Raw genomic sequence first — 19410 nt, forward strand, 5'->3', positions numbered from 1 at the left:
AATTTTACACCAGGCTAATGTCTCCGGAGAAGTCACCGCCCGCAGGCGTTGCCTCTCCACTGTTTGTGATGATTCCAAAAACGCGCACCGCGCTAAGTCCTGCGCCGCGAGATTCGTGCCAGGTTCCAAGTCCGCCGATTGCAACCCATAAAATGTCACTAACGGCAACCAGCACGACACTGGCGGTTCTTTCATTGCCGGCAACTGCTTCAATATATCCGCCAGGCGGCGATCCATTAATTGACACGCCTGCAGGAGCCTGAACACGAATGCCGGCAGAGTTTGCGCGAATAAAAGTAAAGCGTTCACCACCGTCTGCTGCAGGAAGCAGCAGTGTTGATTTAACCGTCGGATTAATGGTCACATATTTCGCACGATCGTCATAAAGCTGAACCAAATACTGCGCTTCACCCACCGTGATTAAATCAGGGCCTTCTCCCTGGCGTTCCCAGTGCCACCATTCATTCGATGAAAAAGAACGGAGCCAGAGAGAGCCGTCGTAAGGGCAAACTGAAAGCTGTACGACATAATCATCGAAAGCAAACACCTGGACGAGGTGCGGCAATAAAGAATCGCGCGGCGCATTCGCCATCTCCTTGCCGGCAAAAAAACCAGAGTTCGTGTATTCATTCCAGTCGCCTTCAGCAAGCAGCACTTTCCCGTCACCAGCGCCAATGAACGCAGACTCTATCTTTTTCTTTAGCCACAATGTTCGGGCGGCCAGTTGCTTTGCCTGAAGGTTGTCGATTCCTTCTGCACCGCCCTGAACCGGATCGTCGATTTCAAGCTGATAAATTCCTGGTGTCCATTCTGCGATTTCAGGCAGCGTATTCATATCCATTATCTCCGATAATTTTCCAGAGGATGCACCGTTTAGGTGCCGCATCAATAATCGCGGTTAGCACGCCGGCGGGAATTGCCGGCAAATTCCCAATATCGATCGAGTAGTATGCCCAATGTCCACCACCGGAACGCCGGATTGTTCCATCACGAAAATAAATTCCGTTATGCAACTGTTCCGGCCGTCCTTCGATAATTTTTGCGGTTTCATATCCGGCGGCTTTTAAAATTGCACGAATTGACGCGACGGTTCCTTTTTTGCGATGCGTGTATATGCTGTTACTAATCAACGCGCGTTTTTCTGCTTCAGTCAGGTCGTCATCCCACGCATCAACACTCCATGCCCAAGCCAGCCAGGGAAGCAGTTCCGCCCGACAGGTGTCCGGATTCCAAAGCGTGCTGAAATCGTGAGGGATGTATGCAATTCTGCTGGCGGTAATATCCATTGCATGAATGCCACGCGGCTTGCGGACTGCACCGATCGCCGGCGCACCTGGAAGAATTGATGTTTCTGCGCGTTGTACCGTCATACATCTCTCCTCGGTACAGTGACGTTTACGTCGGTGCAAAAACCGGCTTCGCCGTCATTGATCACAATATCCTCTGCTGGCGAAATAATATGTACGTTTTGAACACCAGGCTGATGCAGTGCGGCGAAAATTCCAGATCGCGTAATGTCATGGCCACATCGGCGAATGCTCTCTTTATATGCTGAAAGGTTCTCAAGTGCGTTCTGTAAAACGACCATTGCGTCTGGGCCGTAATAAAGTGTTAGCTCCGCAATAATTTCATAATTTACGATCGCTGCGCTCATCACTCTTACAGTGTCACAAAGAGGGCGAACATCCTCCGCGCTTAACGCATCCATCACAAAAGGAAGAATGCCGGCGCGCTCACCCTCAACGAGGGTGCCTTCAAGCACACCGGTTAATGCCGTTGAGCCGGACGGAAAATCAGCATCAAGAGTAAATACTGCGCCGTTTTCAAAGGTCAGCTTCATACCTGTTTGTAAATCCGCCAGGACATCCGTGACTGCGATTAATGTTGCGCCGTCTAAATAACCTTCAGGGTGTGTGATCCGTGCGCCGGAAGTAGAACCGTCACCATCCTTGCTTAACACAGAAACATTTACGCGGCCGCCGATCTTCGGATTCCAAATATCGACATCCCTTATATTCGGATGTGCCGACATCGCATGAAAACGATAAGCTCCGGTCGGGCCGGCAACGGAATAGCCTTCAGGCGCACTTGCCGTGCGCTCACGAAACGCTTCATCGTCTTCGCCGTCCAAACGTGCAATCAGGAGATTTCCTGCAGCAACATCCAAATGCGCGCCGGTAGCATACGCTAGCATGCACTGTTTCGCCTGATCGTTTATATCCTGCCGTAAAATCAACTCACGGTATGCCAGCGCGCGAATGACTTTTATTGCCGGATCGCTTTCAACGATCGCATTAAACGTGGGATCAAGCGAAAGCAGATAGGCCAATGATTCATTATAAATGGAATCGTAATCTAACGGCGCGACAAACTGCGGCATCGGAAGCTTACTTAAATCGATCGCTGTATATGTGTTTGTCATTGTATTTTTATTCCATCTAAAACGACAGGCTCTCCCGTCGGCGTGTAGTATCCTGTCACAACTACCAGAACGGATGCGTGGTGAACCGGTTCCGTATTGCCTCCGCCGCCGACGTTGCTGATCTCGACATGCGTTGTTTGCAAGCGCGGCTCCCATTTTTTTAATGCGCCGGCTGTAGCCGCAATCATACGCGCGCGATTCGCCACTGTTTGCGGCGCATCAATCAGGCTAAAAAGTTCGCTGCCATAATCACGCATCATTACGAGCGAACCGACCGGCGTGCGGAGAATATCTTCAACCGACTGGCGCAGGTGATCCAGTCCGCTCAGACGCTTGCCGGTACGTTTATCCATTCCGTTCATTGCGCCGGCTCCTTTTCGCTCCGTGATGAAAAATCGTCGAGTTCCTCAACCGGCACACCCCAGACGAACAGCGTGATCACGCCGAGCCATTCCAGCAGACAACCGAACGCAATTTTAAAATGGCATTTGAACCGGAATTTAAACGGTGTTTTTTTCTGGCAGATAAACATCATTTCCCTGCCTCCGGACTTTCGCACTCAATCGAGGTTGCATAGCCGCGATCGTCGAACGTGTGTTCCGCTCGCGTTACTGACCAGGAACCGGCGAGGTCTGATCCCATCGAGTCGTCAACTGTTACCGTTGCTTCCGCGCGGATGCGCGGCTCACCGTGGCAGGAAAACGTCGGCGCAGCACTCCCGCGTCCAATCCGGCGCAGTTCAGCATCCGCCGCGCGCGCGGCCTCTTCCGGCGACGCATAATTTCCGCGCATGGTTCTGATCGGCTCACCGCTGCCGGCAAAAATTTCTTTCCGTTCGGCGGCCGCCACATCGTGATAATACGCACGGACACTTTTAAAATTTGCGCGCTCAGCAACTGTTAAACGATAGCAGCCGGACTCGCCGGTTAATTGAGCGCAGATTCTGCTTTCAGAGGATTTCTGCTTATACAGCGACAGAAAAATTTCCGGCAGCTGCTGGCCGGTGGCCGTCCGACCAAGCGCTTTCGGAACGAAAATCAGCACGCCGCCATTCGGTTTAAATACCGCGTCATATTCCCTTGCCAGGCGCTGCAGAAAATGTGAATTGCTTTCATTCGTCTGGTCAATATGCTCAATCATAATCCGGCCGAGATCCGGAGATACTGCCGGCTTCAGGCCGCAGTCTTTGGCAACATCATCCACAACACCGCCGAGCCGCCGCTGATCCCAGGAACGCGTGCGCTGCTCTTTCAGTGCGGCGGTGATACCGGAAACAGTTTCAGATATTTTTTTGCCGTCGCCACCGTATGCACTGCGCGCGCGGATTAATAATTCGTGCGGAAGTCCGGAACGTTCATATTCATCGACAACGTACAATCCCATTTCATACACGCCGGATGAAACATAGCCGAGTGACACACGCAGTTCCGCGCCGGTTGTCGGCGGCGCGATTTTCAGATCGCGGTTATCCAGTCGCACTTCAACCGTGTCGCTTTCAAAACCGGCCTCATCTGTAACTGTCAACGAAAGCAGGCGATCACGGATTAAATCCGTGACGTCTTTATCATTCGCTGTAATTGTGAATGCCGGTTTCATCGTTTTTAAATTTCCTGGATTCTCCGGATGCGCGCATTCGGAACTGTTTCGCGCAGGCGTTTCAGCGCACGATCTTCGTCCGGAACGTCCGCGATTGTTTTCAAATAGATCGCGCGCAGAGACGGCAATTCATATTCAACCTGGAACGTGCGGCTTTTCGGCTTATTCACCATCTGTCTCCGTTTTTTCGCCGAGTCCGGAAAACCGATCGCAGTTGCGGAACATCGTGATCACGACGGATAGATCGCGCTGCGCCATATCAAGTTCCGTGGCATTCGTTCCGACAATTTTCCGGCGAACATTTTCAACGCGCGTTAATGCGCTCTGAAGCACCGTCCGGACGCGAACCGCTTCCGGTACCGGCATTTTAAAATCTCTCTGTTTCGGTCTTCCCATAACTCAATCCCATAGCTGAACAGTTTCTTTTTTCTCCGGACGCTTTTCCGGAGTTCCATAGTCCGGAAGGTTAATTTCAATGCCTGCCGGCAGGATCGGGCCGTGCGCGGCCAGTCCGATATTGGCCGCCAGAACCGCTTCAGTAATGCCGGCGCTCCGGCCGTAACGCCGGAAACAGATCGCGTCGACCATGTCGCCGTCTTTGGTTGTGTAAACGACAGCGGCCATGATTACGCATCCTCTCCGTAAATGCTCATTTTCATCGTGAACGTCTGTTTACGCGGCAGGCCGTTTTCGTGCAGATTCGTTTGTGTTTCCGTAACGCTTTCAATGCACCACCGATCGAACACATTTCCGAAGGAGTCACAAAGCAGTTGAGGTTCGCCGGTTCCCATCAGTTCGCGCAAACGGTTCATACTGGTATAACCGGAGCGTTCCGTAATGATGGTTCCGGAGAGTTCTATCGTATCATCATCAGGGCCGATGCTCTGTCTTGCCGGCAAGCGACGTGCGCGAGGCATCTTTGCCCAGCGCCACGAAGAGGATCGCTGCAGGCGATTGTACGTTGTTCCGGAAACTTCAAACACAAAGTCATTCGGTGCAACGCCTATGATTAGAAGAAACGATTTCATCACTAAAACTCTGAGTCATAAAGTCCGCCGCGTTCTCCCGACCGGACGCGACGATCGCGCGCGTCCAGTTCGCGCGCCACAGCCGCTGCAATATCTTCAGGACTTTGCCCTGGCGCGGGATTAATCGTGATCGGCGCGCTGACCACACTGGACGACGTATTATTGGCGCGCGCTTCAGTAATTGTTTTTTCCAGCGGAACGTAGTTCTGCTCCAGTGTGCTGTTCGGCGTGCCGGCAACAGCGACTCCGGCCATTGCGCCGGCGGCAGCGCCTTTCGCACCAAATCCAAAAAACGAACCGAGTCGTGAAAGAACGCCGCCGATCTTATCCCACACGCCCTTAAAAAAGTTTATGATCGGATTCCATGCTTTGAGAATTAAACCGAGTGGAGAAAAACCGAACACAGTTTTAATTACATTCCACAGCATCTGTGCGCCGGAAATAATTCCCGCCCAAAGCTGCTGGAAAAATCCTTTGATCGGCTCCCAGAATTTCACGATCAAAAATGCGGCACCGGCGACGGCCGCAATAATTGCAATGATCGGCAGGAACGGAGCCATTGCTGTCCAGCCGGCAACTGCGATCGCACCGAGACCGCTGACCATCGCCGGAATTGCGGTAATAAAACTCCACAAGCCAACCAATGCAGATTTTACAAGGGTAAGGCCGAATGCAAAAACTCTTTTCGTTGCGCCAAGTACAGCGCTGCCGAAAATCCGAAGCGCTGATCCAGCCGAAACGCCGTACACCTGAGAAAGAACCATCGCATGATTCATCATTGCTATCGGGCCGAGAATCGAAGCCACAACTCCCATCAGGCCGCCCAATGTAGCCAGCAATAAACCGAGCGCGCCAACGCCATACAAAATGACCTTTGCCCACCATGTATTCTTTTCCGTCAGAGCCGTGATTTTTTGTGTGAACTTTGTAATAAGGTCAGTCACCACGCGAAGCGGGCCGAACGAAAGACTGCCGAACGCGATCTGCAACCCTTCAACTGCACTCATCAGTTCAATAATTGAACCTTTCGTATTGTCCCCCATCTGTTTTTCAATACGCTTTGCAGCACCGGCTGAGTTCTCCAGAGCCTTTACAAACTTCGTGATACCGCCAGAACCTTCATCAGCCATCAGCTTTGTCATACCGGCCGCTGCACGATCATCGAAAAGAGTAGACATATTTTTCAGGAGTTCTCCGGAACCGAGTCCCTCCATCGCCTCAGCCAGTTCGCCGAGAATTGCAACAGGACTCCGCAAGTTTCCTTCCATGTCTAACAGGTCGATATTAAACTCACTCAGCAATGCGGCGGCATCGCTAGCAGGATTCGCAAGTTTTTGTAGCATGGCTCGCAATGCGGTACCGGCCATTGAGCCCTGGATACCGGCATCGCCGAGCATACCGGCCATCGCTGCCGCCTCTTCAAGACTCATGCCCGCAGCGTTCGCCAACGGTGCAACGTATTTCATTGAGTCACCGAGCATATTAATGTCGGTGTTTGAATTTGTGAATGCTGCGGCCATAACATCCGCGACGCGCGTCATTTCCGTTGCTTCCAGCCCAAAGCCAGAAAGGATGTTGCTGGCGACATCGGCGGCACGGCCAAGATCCAGGCTGCCAGATTTTGCGAGCGCCAGCATGGATGGCATGGCTTCAAGAATTTCCGAGGTTTTAAACCCCGCCATTCCGAGAAATTTCATTCCTTCAGCAGCTTGTATTGCAGTGAACTGAGTGGATGAACCTAACTGTCTTGCCTGTCGTTCCAGCGCCGCAAACTGATCAGCAGTTGCGCCGGTAACAGCCTTAACAGCACTCATGCTTTCTTCAAATTGCGCCGCGACATCCACTGCGTTTTTTATCGGACGCAGGAGTTTGTTGCCGGTTGCCGAGACCTGGCCACCGACGATAGTCAGGTTCTGGGCAAGCTGCATTCGCTTCTGATATTTTTCGAGCGATGCCTCAACTTTTTTTAATTCGTCCGCCTGTTTTTTAAACGCGGCGGAAACCCTGCCGACGGTTTCTTCAACGCGTTTCATTCCGCCGGTCAAACGATCGACCAGATTGAGTTTTAAACTGACACCGAGTTCTGCCATATCACTTCATGCCGTACATTGCTTTTGCGATCTTGTGCGCGTGCTTCAAACGAACAGTCAGTGTGTCGACATCCCAGCATTCCATCTCATCGAATGACGTGTGAAAGATTGCTGCGATGTCGCACATCATATTTTCTAACTGTTCTTCGGTTCCGGTAAAAAACCGGCCGTAGCCAGCCCTTCGTTAATTTTATTGAGGTCAGAAAATGAAATCTGATCCATGTCTTCAGGCGATAAACCGGACAAAGCGCCGATCAGGAGAATAGACTGTTCAAGCAGATCGTCTTTTTTTTGTGCATTCGCAATGCGAATGTCTTTAACGGTGGGTTTACGGAACTCCAGTTCCGTTTTTTCTTCGCCGGCGACCTTGATGGGATCATCAAGTTTGATTGTTACAGTTTTCATGGTTGTCTCCAAAACTGCCGCCGGAAATCCGGCGGCATGATTTTAAGGTTGATTGGTTGTTTAACTGACTTTACTGGCCGCCCAGTTCGCCGCTGCAGACGCAAGCGCGCGGGCAGTGCCGGCGTCGCCGCCTTCAAGCAGTGCGCGGTACACGAGCATCTGATCGACTTTGCCGATCGTCCAGACGTTATTCGCCGCGTCGATGTAGACCACGGTTTCGCTGTCGACTTTCATCTCATAGAAAATCACCGACATCTTGAATTTGGACTCGCTGTTTTCGCCAGGCTTCCATTCGCCGAGATCGGCTTCAGTGATTTTTCCGGTCAGATTAACAACAACGGAACCGACGTTCCCCATTTCATCGTCAATGACGGCGCGGAACTGAGCATTGATGGCGGCGTTCAACTGCAGGCCGGACAGCTTCAGCAGATGTTTGTCAACCTCCGCCAGAACCCATTCCGCTTCCAGTTTTTCAAAACCCATCGTGTAATCGATCGGAACATTCATTCCGCCGCCGCGATGCTCTTCAACCACCGCCGTAAGTTTCGGCGGCGTGAGGCTGGTAACTTTTCCGATGTATGTCCGCCCATCGACGAACAGATTGATATTTTTTAACTTTCTAGGCAGTGGCATATTGCGTTCCTCCGGTTACTCGACGATCGATTCCAGATAGTCGGTGTTCAGGTTGTATTTCATTGTGATTTTTTCCGCTAACGGATGGTCGCAGAAGTCGTAGCGAATCGTGAGGTGTCCCTGATTCAGATCAGCGGCCGTGTTTTCGTCTGGATCTGCCCATGTGTTTCCATCGACAATAATGCTGCGAGCTTTCAGACTCCGCAGATAGGCGTTCACGCCGGCGAGAATATCATCCACAAACCGTGCAGTGATCGGCCTGTCGATTGCCCAGAGGTGTGCAAGCTGAATTGAATCAGCGATAATGTCCGCGATCCGGACGCGTGTAACCTGGAACCAGTTTGAGTCCGATTTTTGGGCAACCTTGACACCCCACAACCGAAATCCGTCTTCACGAATGATCGTGTTGACGTGGAAACCGGCGAGGATATCTGCTTCGCAGGAAGAATCGCCCAGCTCAAAGTCAATCGGGCGGCTCGTGCCGGAAATGTTCGGAATGGTTGTGTTGCTCGGTGTCCAATGGAAGCCGTCCGTATTGTCGCGCAGAGCGAACATGGCGGCGGCTACCGGAGAGAACGGCCGTTCCTCGCCGGCAAGATTAAGAACCCACGGATCGGTCAAATAAACCCGCTTGTTGCCGATTGCGTTCACCGCAGCATTGGCCGCGCTGGCGTCAACATTCGGGCTGTCGGCAAAAGCGATCGCGCGAAGCCGGTCGGCAACGCTGCCGAGCGCAGTGGCCAGCGGCGCGGCCGTAATCGCGCCGTCCGTGTAATTATATCCGTCTGGAGCCGGTGCGATGAGCAGGCGCGGTTTCACGCCGGTTTTTGCTTTTGCCTTCAGCAGAGCGTGCATGCCGGTGAATTCGGCCGCGTTTCCGATCAGTGCTGGCGCGATCGGGCCGTTTACTGCACCGACGTTCACAACAACGATGATCGGACTCGTGATGCCGGCAATCATATCCACCGCATCCAGCAGTGTTCCGCCGTCTGTTGCACCGTCCGGCAGGATTGCTTTACGCAGTGCCGTTATTCTGCCGGCGAACAATGTCGGTACATTGATCGGCAGTTTTTCAAGATCAGCCTGCGGAGCAGTACCGACCAGACCGATGATACTGGTACGGACGGTCTCAATTGATCGGACACCGTCGTCTACCAGTTGAGTTTCAACGCCGCGTTGAAGATCACTCATTGTCTTTCTCCTTTTTATTTCTTGCGCTCGGTTTTTCTTTGAGACTGATTTTTCCCTGACCGACCAGCCAGCGGGCCTTTGAGTCAGTAAGCGTTAATTCGTCGCCTCTCCCGATGCGCTGGTTCCCGCACCAGAATTCAACTTGTGCGATATAGATTTCCTTTTTCACCGTTCCTCCTTAAAAACTGTCGCCGCCGGGCATAAGCGGGGTTCCGCTCACTGTGGCAGTGGCCAGTGTGGTTAATCCGCCAACATTCAGCGAGCCGGCGATGGTTACGTTTCCTGAAAAAATCACTGCGCCGGCGAACGTCACGTTTCCGGTGACAGTCGTTTCCGGAGCGGTCAGCTCGCAGCGTGCTCCCGCAATGATCTCCGCCGATTCATCCGCGATGGCCGTCAATGACTTTGCGCGTACGGATGCGGGTCCTTTGCATTCAATCTGCATCTCAGACGTGCCTAGGTCGAACTGTACAAAGGAACCGTCCGCGTAAATGACCTTAAAAATATCTTCCGAATTGTCGCCGGCCGGATTTTTTGTCGAGCCGAGCGACGCGACGATAATTCCCTGCGCCGGATCGCCGTTGTGAGAAACCACTAAAACCTGCTCGCCGGCAGTCAACGGATTCCAGACACGCTTCTTCCCCTGGCGCGGTGTACACCAGGGCAGCGGTGCCGTAGTGATCTCGCCGAGCTTTACGCGCGCACGCGCATTTTTCGTGTCGACGGACTCCACCGTGCCAACCTGGACTACGTTGGCGATCCGGCGAAGCGCATCGGAAAGCTGAAAATGTTTTTCGTGTTTACTCATGGGCATCGGTTGTTTTCGATAGCGTCACAAAATTGGAATGAATCGCGCACATGAACGGGTTCCGTTTTAGGGTTGAGTTTCATCTTCCAGCGCCGGACAGAACTTTTCAGGAATAGCGCCGTCCGGCCACGCGACGCCGTCGGTGTACATAATGTTTTCTTCATTCGGCTCACCGAGCAGAATCTGGTGACGCCAGGCGACGGCATTTAACGACACTTTAAGGCCGCTTAAACCGGCCGAGACGATGTTCTGCCAGGATGGTTGAACCGCACGCTGCACACCCGCAATTTCCGGAAGATTCGCGCGAAGCAGAACAAGCATCGTTTCGCTGACGTTTAAACCCTGCGTCATTTTGCAGGTGCCTTTGGTGATAATGAACGCAGAGAAAACCGTTTCGTAAGCCATCGTGTCGTCGCCGATATCTTTTGACGGCTGAGCGGAAAGAGCGGTCACAAAAATCGCCGGCGCTTGCACGATCATCTGCTGGATCGCTTTGTCATCGATCACGCCTTCATGAATAGCGACGTTGAATTTTTTATAGTTCGCGCGAAAAATCTCCACCCACGCATCCAGAGTTTTCGCAATTTTCAGTTTTTCCATTTTCAACCTCTATTTTTTCTGCCGGTTGTTGCGATAAACCGCGCGGCGCTCTGCTCGTGTTCCAGGAAGCGGCCGTTCCGCTCTCGGAATAAAATCCAGGCACCCAAAGGCACCGAATGAAAAAAGCGTGACGATTTGTCTTACGCTGACATTTGATCGCTGATCCATTTTTCGATCACTTCCGTAATTTCTGTTTCATTCTGTGCGCTGATTCCAAGATACGGCCGCGCCGGAATCCCGCGCGACGGAGCACCCCATTGGTGAGTTGCGGCGTAGACAAGATTTGTTCCGACTTCGACCGATCCGCCGTTGACCAGGTGAGTGAGGGAATCGCGCAGATCGCCTTCCAGTTCGAGAATCCCTCGACCTTTCGGTTTACGCTTTTTATAGGCCGGACTCAGATCTGCCCACGGCGAACCGTCGGGCGCTGTTTTTTCAACTCTGATCCGGTATTTCGTCTGACTGATAACCATCGCGCCGATCGCATCCAGCAGCGGATTAAAATCAGGATTCGCCAGGCGGGAGATCACCTCCTGCACATGGCGCATCCCTTCAGCGGTTACAGTAATCGCGGTGCCGGCCATAAAACCCGGAATTGTTAAGGAGCCGCCGCAACATCATTGGTTGCGGACATATTGAGCAATTCGTTACGAAACTGCGTTTTCGTTGCTTCAAATTCCAGCGCATTGACCGTACTTAAAACCATGTTGTATGTGCGATCGTGCGGCGTTACTGACCCGTTGGCGTTGCGAATAATGACGCGATGCGTTAGGCGCGGGCCGCGCTGGGCAACAATTTCGCTTACAATTTCAGCACATTTTGCGCCAGTGGTAATCAACGCGAGTACAATAATAATTTTTTTCATGATACCTCCTTATATTTATGGATTAATTAACTGGGCTTCTTTTACTGTGCCGTCCGGCGTGCGCACATACAGCACGTCATTAGAAAACCACATTCGGCCGTATTGATCTGGATTTGCCTGATTAAACAGAACAAGCTCGTCTGTATGCACAGCATTGTCTCTAACGGAGGTTTTATTATCTCCAGCCATAACAATATGCGTATGGTTAACTTGATGGTTTTTTCCGGCGAGCACACTGCCTTGAATAGGAACCGAATTTGAGAGCCCATCCACCGCGATAATAGAATTCTCAATATTTCCCCTAACGATTACAACATTTGCGTTATTCCACAGAGAAACCAGTGAATTTTTAATATCACCTTGAGTGTCAAAAGAAACATTTGTGCTGTTCATTGGATAAAACTGCCTGCCCAAAAACACAACATAACTCCCCGTAATCGAATCCGCTCCGTTCGTATTCCCGAAATTGGCGTTATTATTATGACTTTGGAGAATTACCGTGGAAGCGTCGGCCTGATAATTAAACGTATGATTCTTATTTCCACCGGCGGAATAAAAATAATATCCGGATTGCGGCCAATGTTTAACCGTAACATTTGCGCCCCAAAACGGCTTGATGCCTATCGTTCCATGCGTTCCATGAGAGGCTTCCGGCAGATTAAGCGTTCCTCTCCACCAGCGGTGTCCTAGGTCAGTGTGCGTGACAAGCGCAATGTGTCCGGGGAATGCAATATTTCCATTAGTGAGAGCGCCGTAATTAATCGTACTGTCTTGGAGCAGCTGCGGGTCAAATCGAATGATTCCTCCATCGCGCTGCGGGTTGTCTTGATACGAATGATCCCCAGTTTGTATTTTTAAAAATTTTCCATATCGCGCAACGACTGCTCCCCCCGGTTCTATTATGTCGGGCTTCCCGGTCCAGCTCATACCGTCAATATGCTGATAACTTGAATTATTCCATCCGATGATTTGCCATGTAACCTTATCAACACCGTAATAATAAACATATCCATAGCTTGCCGATGGCCAATTCTCATAATCATAAACAACAGGAAAATCATCTGAAATCAACCAGTTGCCATCAGCAAGACATTCGATATCGTAAAACATGAACTTACCGTTTGCGTTAGTGAATACCTCGCCAATATAATTCATCGTCGTGAATATATTATACTCACCGTCATAAACCGGATCTGGTGCTCCGGAAACCGTCGTCGGGATGCCGATGAGTTCCGGTGTTACAGTCAGAGAGCCGACAACGGTTCCGTTGGTAATCACAGAGCTGGCGGTCGATCCGGCCGGATGATAAATTCCAGCCAAAATACCGGCCGCCGAAAAAGCTGCGCACAAAAAAACCTTCCTTACTCTATTCCTCCGTTTTGCATGACAAGCATCACTGCGTTTCTCATCACATCCGCCAGGGCGCCTTGCACTGGCAGCGCGCCGAACAGCGACGCGGAAACTTCCATCTGCTGATAAAAGGCCGCATCAGTTGACTCGCGCATCAACGTTGCCGGAATAACAAGCTGAACATTAAACACGGCATCCCGTTGCGGCCGTGCGTCCAGAGTTCCGCCCATCAGCACCGGCTTTTTTGCCGGCAGTGTGTAAATAAAAGGTGTCGTCCAGAACGCCGCATTCGTAACCACATGCTCAAGCGCGACCTGTTGTCGCACGGCGTTCGTAACCACCTCGTCGTCGCGCAGGCCGAAAAAATAATTCGTATAAACCGCAAAGGTCTCGACCCATTCATAGGAAATATTCGTGACAATATTTTCAGGCGTATAGGTCATGGTTAAAAACTCGATGCGCGCCGGATCAATGCGAACACTGAAAGAAAGCCCCTCGTCTTCCTGCGCTGCCGCAAACAGGGCGGCAGTTAAAGCTGCTGTTAATAAAAACCGTTTCATCGTTGCTCCTTATGGTTGGATAAATTCGAGGCCGTTTGTTGTGCATTGAATGCTCCAGCCGTTCGTGAACTCGATCCGGCCGACAACTTTCAAAATATCGGTGTGCACCGTAACCACGCTTTCACCGTTCAGCTGCATGGCGCGAAAAAAAGCCGCCTCGGCATAATCGTTCACGGTAAACTGCAGGACATAAGAACCGTTCGAGACCGCCGGATATGTGTTAATGCTGTAGTCCATAATGCGAACCCAGCTGCCGATCCGCAGGCTTTCTGCCCATTCTGCAAACGGCTCCGAGGTCACGCCGTTCGTTGAAATAAACAGTGTGATCGTTGCCTGCTCATCTGCGACATCAAAATTTACGTCGTTTAATTTCAGTCCGGCGATATCCGACTGAAAGCTGAGAAGCGGATAGTAATTCTGCGCGATCGCAAAATAATTCCCGTCGCCTTCCATCTCTGCCGAACCCTCAGTTTCAGCCGAAAGGAATTTAAGTCTCCCGAACTCCGACATCGACCAGGTATTGTTCAACCGGATTTGCGAACCGCGCACGATCTTCGTGTCATCATTTGCATACGCGGCGATTTGCTGATCCGCATACTCGCGCGCTGTCGCCGCTTTGCCGTCGACATATTCTTTCGGTGTCAGATCACGCGGCATAGACGGATCGTCAACCACCTTCAGATTCGCCACAGACTTGGATCTTCCGGCTTCAGCAGCATTTTCATATCCAACGATCTGCGCGGACAACACGATTAAGCCGGGCGTCGCTCCTGGCAATGATCCGCCAGCAGTAATGCAAACAACGCCGTCGGTTCCGTAATACGGATACGGAAATTCTCCGAGCGGCGTGGAAATTGCCACGCGATAGGACGTGGCATTCATGTGTGACGATGCGTCTATGTTAAACCGCGCAATGCCGTTCGTTTGTACGGGACTTTGAAGATAACGGCCGGGCACAAGAAATATACTTCCGTCCGGCAGCAGATCTCCATCGGTCACCCAGCCGTCCCACGCCGTACCGTTTGCGATCACCGCTTCATTATTCAAGCGCACGGCGTCTTCATAGGTCAGCCCGATATCCGACCAGGATTCAATTTTCCGGTCAAGGATCAGCGCGTCCAGCGGCTGAGTGCCGTCGATGATCGCCTCTACTTTCGGTAGAGCATACGGATCAACCTCTTTTTCTACGCCGGGAAACATAATCCCGGCAAAACAGGCGCCGGCCGTGAACGCTGTGATAAGAAAAATCGCACGTTTCATTTCAACCTACCATTCAATCGCAGTAACGCGATTCGTTCCGGTTTCACTGACTGCCCAGATTGCGCCTTGCGGCACAGCCTGACTGCCGGACTCCTGCCAGGTACTAAGACGGCCGTCGAGAATGGCACCGCTTCCGGGAGTCGGCGGTGTGTTCACATTCACGCGCATCGTGCCGTCGGTTTCCATCATCATGATAAAACCGAGACGTGGGCCTTTTTCGATATAACGCAAAACAACCGTGCCGTTGGTTTCCCAGCCTGGATAAAAAATCGTCGGAGCGTTCGTACCGAGTGTGCCGGCGTTTTCGGCCATATAATGTTCAGTGCCGGAACGGATCACCAAACCCTGCGGAACCTGCAGTTCGGCCTGCCACGGCGTTCCGTCTTTCAGCAGCAGATTGCGCTCCGGCAGAACCTTGACCGCATTCGTACTGATCTCTTTATTAATTGCCGGCGCTGCAAAGACCGCAATCACGCCAAACAGGCAGGCAAGAACCAGAATGTTTAACACCTGGCTTAAAATTACTCCTGATATTTTCTGAATTTTTCCCATTGTTCCTCTCCGTTTTTTGTTTGCACAAAGACGCGGCTGCACCTCACAGTCGCCACTTTTTAAAATCCGATCGTCCTTCCTCAATAAACGCGTCGCCGCCGGCGGCTCCTGGTTTCTGCGCCTCTGGAATTCCGAGGTCTGCTTTTCCTTCACCGATACGCCGCAATAGCGCGACGGCGTTGTCGCGCCGTTCAGTAATAAAGTCGGAGATCGTCGTTTCGTTTCCGAGCAGATATGCGGCGATATCGCACACCGCATTTTTCAAAGCCTCCGGAATAAAGGTCAGCGGCATTGCGTATCGGGCGTTAAGGTAGACATTCGCCTCGGCCGAAGCATCGGCCAGCGCTGCAGTGATCCGTTCAATATCCAGTTCATCCGGACACGGACAGCCGTCACAGTTGTCCGCATCGATTCCGGCCAGCGTAAGCAGCCGCTGCCGTGTCAGCCGTTCTTCCAGATCTTCTACCGTTGCGTATGCCATTTTTTACCCTTTGTTCCGTTTTGCCAAACCGGCGGACAGCCGCAGATATTCCTGCTCAAGAAAGTCTGTTAAATCATCCAGACACCGGAGATCCGGACGAATCAGTAAACTTTCAGGCCTTCCGATCTCTGCATCGAATCCGAGTTCCATACAGATGCCGTCAACCAGCTCCAGCCATGCCAGTGTTCGCTCAACGCGTTCCTGTTCAGACCGAGTTAAAGAAAGACGCCGCACTCTCCGGCGGTTTGGGTCGGCAATAACCCTGAATGCGCTCAACACACCCGGCTCAAAAAACTGATATTCTCCGGCTCCGGAAATACGGATGCACCCGCCAAAACTCCGGTTCATAGAAAAACCGGAAAAACGGATTTTAAAATCCGCCGGACGGACTGCGTTTTTTACTCTTTTTTTACCCTTCATTTCTGAATCTCTGTAAATTCCCGCCGTTTTCAGCCTGCGCCCCGCCACGGGCTTCAAATTTAAACAGCCAAATTTGAGCATTAAACACCACTTCTCCCCGAATCCGCCCGTCGATCAGGGCGCGCAATCAAACGCGCCCAAATCGCCGTTTCTGGCGGTTCGGCTTAAACCGGCATCATGCCGTCTTGAACCGTGAACCGCGTTTCGGCGCGGATCGCAGCGATCTGCTCCGGTGAAAACTCGGAAACTGCGACGATCGTCTGACCTTTCGGCCAGTGCCGTCCGGCGCGCCAGAGTCCGCCCGGACGTTTGCAGGTCACACTGATCGCCGGAACCGGTTCTGCCGGCGGCGGCAATGCGTCAAGAACCGCCTGCGCTTCAGCGACTGCTTTCTGCAGGTCGGCATTTTCCGGATCAGCGGCGAGTGCGGTTTGCGCGGCCGCCAGATTTTCCTGCGCGGTTTTCAGCGTGGCGATGGTTACTTTCTTTTTCGCCGGCGCTTTTTTAGTCGTTGCCGGCTTTTTCGCTTCTGTAGCTTTCTTTGCCATGAGGCTCTCCTTTCAGAAAGGTGATTAACGGGTTCCGGATTCCGAAAATCTGAACTCGTCAATCACCTGTCTGCAATGCTTAGTTCTGCGCGCCGGTGGAACCGTAGATCAGTTGCGGCAGAGAGAATCCAGCCGCGCCGCGCGCTTCGATCGAGAACTTATAGACGCCGTTATTGAACACGTCGTCACTGGCTTCCGTCTCCTGGTTAACCGGTGTCGGAGCTTTGCGTTCCTGGAAGATGAACGGTTTGATCGGCTGCGTGGTATCCATCAGGAACCAGGCGGTGGTGCTCGTCAGCGCACGGCAGACAAAAACTTCGGCGGTGCCTTTATAAATGTTCGTGGAGTTGTCCGCGAACTTCTCAGCGGTCAGCAGCATCTTTGCGGTATCTTCAAGCGCCGGAGGAACAACCAGCAGATTCGGGTTGAGTTCCAGCGGACGGCCCGCATCATTTTTCAGATTCTGCATCTGAGTGCGTGCCGCACCATAGCTGGCTTGAGCTTCAGCGAAACTGCCGCATTTCAGCTTTTTCGTTCCCTTGTTGCTGAACACCTTGCCGCCCTCCAGCGGATGGTCGGCATCAATAAACGGCTGGCCGTCAAAACACTCTTTCTCGAACGCTTCATTCAGCGCGCCAAATACAAGCTGATCCGGCCATGCGGCAGCGGCTTCACCGTGTGCGCGTGCCATTGCAGCGTATTTTCCGGTCTGATCATCTTCCAGATCGTCACGCTTCACGCCGATGGTCGCTTCATACGGTTTGTTTTCGATGACATACTTCGCCGCTTCCAGACCCTTGACCTTTTTCGGGCCGATCCATTCGCGAAGGTTCGGCCACATGTCCTTAATCCAGGCATAATTTTCAATGCCGGTTTTAGACGGGACTTTCGTCGCGATTTTTTCCCACTGCGGTTTCGCCTCTTTCAGCGCCTTGTGGAAAGTGGTTCTGACGTTTACGAAAAACGCCTTGATATTTTCTTTGTTGATTAACATCTCTTTTACCTCTCTATGCTTTGTTCAACCTACCGCGTCTCTACCCACACGCCGTCGCTCTCGACCGCCGTGCAGACTCCCGCCTCAACGCCGGAATCATCTGCGCAAACAGTGACGCCGTCCTTGAGGTAAACCGTCTGGCCGACATCCGCCTGAACAACCGGATCAGTCGCGTCGTTGTTCCACTTGAAAATGCCGCGCCGGACTGCGATCATCTGATCGCCGTCGGCACCGTCAGTGTTATCCACGGTCTGTTCGGCACGGCCGAGAACCTTGGCGAGATCGGTGTCGTCTCCATCAACGGCGTAACCGTCATCATTGAGTCCAACGAGTTTGCCGAGATAGAGTTTCTGTCCGGCGGCAATTTTAAAGCCGAGCACATCGGCGTTTGCGAGTCGTTCTGTATTGCGTTCCATTTTTCCCTCTATGGTTAAGGATTAGATTTCAAATTTCCGGCTGCAGTGTTCCGGAGATCAGCGAATTAAAGTCCGCCGTGTTCCTTCAGTTCTTCCGGAGTGTTGCCGAAAATTTTCGCCATTTCTGTCGTCGCGGTGTTCAGCGCGGTTGGCTGTTCCGGTGTTCCACCGGGCGCGGCCTGATCGGAAAGAACTTCAGGACTGACCTTCATCAGTTCCTGGAACGTGTTCAGCGCGGCTTCGTCCTTGATGGTTTCTTCGTAGTGCTTGCGCTGTGCCGGAGTGATTTTCTTCTCCGTCATGGCCGTGTTGAGCGCCGTTTCAAGCGTCTGCTTAAACGCTGCATCTTTCAGCGTTTTCAGTTCGTCTTTCGCGGTGTTCAGCGCAGTTACGGTTTTATCGTGTTCCGCTTTCGGAACAACGTCGCCCTGAGCATTCAGCGCGGTTTGTGCAGACTTCAGCGTCTGAATTGCATTCTGTGCGTCGGTCTCTGTGGCGTCTTCTTTCAGACCCAGTGCAATAAGTAATGCCTTTAGCATCCCTTCCTCCTGTAGTTTCCTGTTTACGGTGGCGGCTGTGTTCAGTGCCTGCACCTGCAGGTTCTGCTTGTTTGTTAAACCGGCACCTTTAATGAAAGTGATTTCGAGCGTTTCAGGATCGAACTCAAAAACAACCGACGCGTAGCGATAGTGTTTGTTCTTGATGGCGTTCTGTCCGAGGTCATTCAATTCGCACTTGCCGTCGATGCCCGCGGCGGAATTGACTTCGAACTGAGAAAACCAGCCGAACGCCGGCGAGTTTGTTTCGCCCAGATACATGCCGTGGTTTTCATCCAGCGATGCGCCATGCGCTTCTTTGTACGCATTCGATGCCATTGCAACCGCTGCCGGATCGCCCATCTTCCAGTAACGGCCGTCGCGTCCCTGGACAGTTCCGTCCGGCGAGCGCGGAATTAAATTGATATTAATCGTGTCGCCGTCACCGGCTGTGTTCAGCGCAGTAACAAGATGCGCTGTTTCAACCTTCTGTACTTTCTTTTTTCCCATTTTTTCTCCAGTGCGATTGTTCTATATTTTTCTGCTGCCTGAGTGAGCCGGAACAGGTTCCGTCCTTGACAGACTCACTCAGCAGGTGCATATTCCCGCTAACACTGAGGTGCGTGACACGGTGAAATTCTGTCGGCCGTAGGAC

General features: G+C 52.1%; 30 protein-coding genes. All 30 read right to left on the reverse strand.

The window, feature by feature from the left end; genetic code table 11:
• Positions 1-4 precede the first annotated feature (4 nt).
• A complete protein-coding gene (locus tag WC959_05370; protein ID MFA5688556.1) occupies positions 5-835 on the reverse strand; it encodes a pyocin knob domain-containing protein in 831 nt (276 codons plus the stop codon).
• Positions 819-1370 carry a phage tail protein I gene (locus tag WC959_05375; GenBank protein ID MFA5688557.1) on the reverse strand — a complete coding sequence of 184 codons (552 nt, stop codon included), beginning with the start codon at positions 1368-1370 and terminating at the stop codon, positions 819-821. Before WC959_05375 ends, WC959_05370 begins: the two co-directional genes overlap by 17 nt.
• Positions 1367-2422 carry a baseplate J/gp47 family protein gene (locus WC959_05380; GenBank protein MFA5688558.1) on the reverse strand — a complete coding sequence of 352 codons (1056 nt, stop codon included), beginning with the start codon at positions 2420-2422 and terminating at the stop codon, positions 1367-1369. The genes WC959_05375 and WC959_05380 overlap by 4 nt, the downstream gene beginning before the upstream one ends.
• The gene (locus WC959_05385; protein ID MFA5688559.1) at positions 2419-2784 is read right to left on the reverse strand and encodes a GPW/gp25 family protein; all 366 of its coding nucleotides are present in this window, start codon (positions 2782-2784) and stop codon (positions 2419-2421) included. The genes WC959_05380 and WC959_05385 overlap by 4 nt, the downstream gene beginning before the upstream one ends.
• A complete protein-coding gene (locus WC959_05390) occupies positions 2781-2957 on the reverse strand; it encodes a hypothetical protein (GenBank protein ID MFA5688560.1) in 177 nt (58 codons plus the stop codon). The genes WC959_05385 and WC959_05390 overlap by 4 nt, the downstream gene beginning before the upstream one ends.
• A complete protein-coding gene (locus WC959_05395) occupies positions 2954-4018 on the reverse strand; it encodes a contractile injection system protein, VgrG/Pvc8 family (protein MFA5688561.1) in 1065 nt (354 codons plus the stop codon). Before WC959_05395 ends, WC959_05390 begins: the two co-directional genes overlap by 4 nt.
• Before the next feature lie 5 nt (positions 4019-4023).
• On the reverse strand, positions 4024-4191 hold the full coding sequence (locus tag WC959_05400) for a hypothetical protein (protein ID MFA5688562.1): 168 nt from the start codon (positions 4189-4191) through the stop codon (positions 4024-4026).
• Positions 4181-4414, reverse strand: a complete 234-nt coding sequence (locus WC959_05405) for a hypothetical protein (GenBank protein MFA5688563.1) — start codon at positions 4412-4414, stop codon at positions 4181-4183. Before WC959_05405 ends, WC959_05400 begins: the two co-directional genes overlap by 11 nt.
• A gap of 3 nt (positions 4415-4417) precedes the next feature.
• Positions 4418-4642, reverse strand: a complete 225-nt coding sequence (locus WC959_05410) for a tail protein X (GenBank protein MFA5688564.1) — start codon at positions 4640-4642, stop codon at positions 4418-4420.
• Positions 4643-4644: 2 nt separating this feature from the next.
• Positions 4645-5046 carry a phage tail protein gene (locus WC959_05415; GenBank protein ID MFA5688565.1) on the reverse strand — a complete coding sequence of 134 codons (402 nt, stop codon included), beginning with the start codon at positions 5044-5046 and terminating at the stop codon, positions 4645-4647.
• 2 nt (positions 5047-5048) lie between these two features.
• Positions 5049-7136 carry a phage tail tape measure protein gene (locus tag WC959_05420; protein MFA5688566.1) on the reverse strand — a complete coding sequence of 696 codons (2088 nt, stop codon included), beginning with the start codon at positions 7134-7136 and terminating at the stop codon, positions 5049-5051.
• Between the two features lies 1 nt (position 7137).
• Positions 7138-7266 (reverse strand): hypothetical protein, encoded by a 129-nt coding sequence (locus WC959_05425; GenBank protein MFA5688567.1) that lies wholly within the window; start codon positions 7264-7266, stop codon positions 7138-7140.
• A gap of 5 nt (positions 7267-7271) precedes the next feature.
• Entirely contained in the window at positions 7272-7541 is a 270-nt protein-coding gene (locus tag WC959_05430) for a phage tail assembly protein (GenBank protein ID MFA5688568.1), read from the reverse strand.
• Between the two features lie 60 nt (positions 7542-7601).
• On the reverse strand, positions 7602-8174 hold the full coding sequence (locus tag WC959_05435) for a phage major tail tube protein (GenBank protein MFA5688569.1): 573 nt from the start codon (positions 8172-8174) through the stop codon (positions 7602-7604).
• 15 nt (positions 8175-8189) lie between these two features.
• Positions 8190-9365, reverse strand: a complete 1176-nt coding sequence (locus WC959_05440) for a phage tail sheath C-terminal domain-containing protein (protein ID MFA5688570.1) — start codon at positions 9363-9365, stop codon at positions 8190-8192.
• Complete coding sequence (locus WC959_05445) at positions 9358-9534, reverse strand: hypothetical protein (protein MFA5688571.1); 177 nt, start codon at positions 9532-9534, stop codon at positions 9358-9360. Before WC959_05445 ends, WC959_05440 begins: the two co-directional genes overlap by 8 nt.
• A 9-nt stretch (positions 9535-9543) precedes the next feature.
• A complete protein-coding gene (locus tag WC959_05450) occupies positions 9544-10173 on the reverse strand; it encodes a phage baseplate assembly protein V (protein ID MFA5688572.1) in 630 nt (209 codons plus the stop codon).
• A 66-nt stretch (positions 10174-10239) separates the two neighbouring features.
• Positions 10240-10773 carry a hypothetical protein gene (locus tag WC959_05455; protein MFA5688573.1) on the reverse strand — a complete coding sequence of 178 codons (534 nt, stop codon included), beginning with the start codon at positions 10771-10773 and terminating at the stop codon, positions 10240-10242.
• A 140-nt stretch (positions 10774-10913) separates the two neighbouring features.
• Positions 10914-11357 (reverse strand): phage virion morphogenesis protein, encoded by a 444-nt coding sequence (locus WC959_05460; protein MFA5688574.1) that lies wholly within the window; start codon positions 11355-11357, stop codon positions 10914-10916.
• A 14-nt stretch (positions 11358-11371) separates the two neighbouring features.
• Positions 11372-11638, reverse strand: a complete 267-nt coding sequence (locus WC959_05465) for a hypothetical protein (GenBank protein MFA5688575.1) — start codon at positions 11636-11638, stop codon at positions 11372-11374.
• A 15-nt stretch (positions 11639-11653) separates the two neighbouring features.
• Positions 11654-12988, reverse strand: coding sequence for a hypothetical protein (locus tag WC959_05470; protein ID MFA5688576.1), 1335 nt, complete (start codon positions 12986-12988; stop codon positions 11654-11656).
• Between the two features lie 11 nt (positions 12989-12999).
• Positions 13000-13548, reverse strand: a complete 549-nt coding sequence (locus WC959_05475; protein MFA5688577.1) for a hypothetical protein — start codon at positions 13546-13548, stop codon at positions 13000-13002.
• A 9-nt stretch (positions 13549-13557) separates the two neighbouring features.
• Positions 13558-14808, reverse strand: a complete 1251-nt coding sequence (locus WC959_05480; GenBank protein MFA5688578.1) for a hypothetical protein — start codon at positions 14806-14808, stop codon at positions 13558-13560.
• 6 nt (positions 14809-14814) lie between these two features.
• The gene (locus tag WC959_05485) at positions 14815-15360 is read right to left on the reverse strand and encodes a hypothetical protein (protein ID MFA5688579.1); all 546 of its coding nucleotides are present in this window, start codon (positions 15358-15360) and stop codon (positions 14815-14817) included.
• A 43-nt stretch (positions 15361-15403) separates the two neighbouring features.
• On the reverse strand, positions 15404-15841 hold the full coding sequence (locus WC959_05490; GenBank protein MFA5688580.1) for a DUF1320 domain-containing protein: 438 nt from the start codon (positions 15839-15841) through the stop codon (positions 15404-15406).
• A gap of 3 nt (positions 15842-15844) precedes the next feature.
• Entirely contained in the window at positions 15845-16261 is a 417-nt protein-coding gene (locus WC959_05495) for a hypothetical protein (GenBank protein MFA5688581.1), read from the reverse strand.
• 164 nt (positions 16262-16425) lie between these two features.
• A complete protein-coding gene (locus WC959_05500; protein MFA5688582.1) occupies positions 16426-16809 on the reverse strand; it encodes a hypothetical protein in 384 nt (127 codons plus the stop codon).
• A 79-nt stretch (positions 16810-16888) separates the two neighbouring features.
• Positions 16889-17803 carry a Mu-like prophage major head subunit gpT family protein gene (locus WC959_05505; GenBank protein ID MFA5688583.1) on the reverse strand — a complete coding sequence of 305 codons (915 nt, stop codon included), beginning with the start codon at positions 17801-17803 and terminating at the stop codon, positions 16889-16891.
• 29 nt (positions 17804-17832) lie between these two features.
• On the reverse strand, positions 17833-18219 hold the full coding sequence (locus WC959_05510; protein MFA5688584.1) for a hypothetical protein: 387 nt from the start codon (positions 18217-18219) through the stop codon (positions 17833-17835).
• Between the two features lie 65 nt (positions 18220-18284).
• A complete protein-coding gene (locus WC959_05515) occupies positions 18285-19265 on the reverse strand; it encodes a phage protease (GenBank protein ID MFA5688585.1) in 981 nt (326 codons plus the stop codon).
• Positions 19266-19410 lie beyond the last annotated feature (145 nt).

This window comes from Kiritimatiellales bacterium (genome assembly GCA_041656295.1).
Classification (GTDB): domain Bacteria; phylum Verrucomicrobiota; class Kiritimatiellia; order Kiritimatiellales; family Tichowtungiaceae; genus Tichowtungia.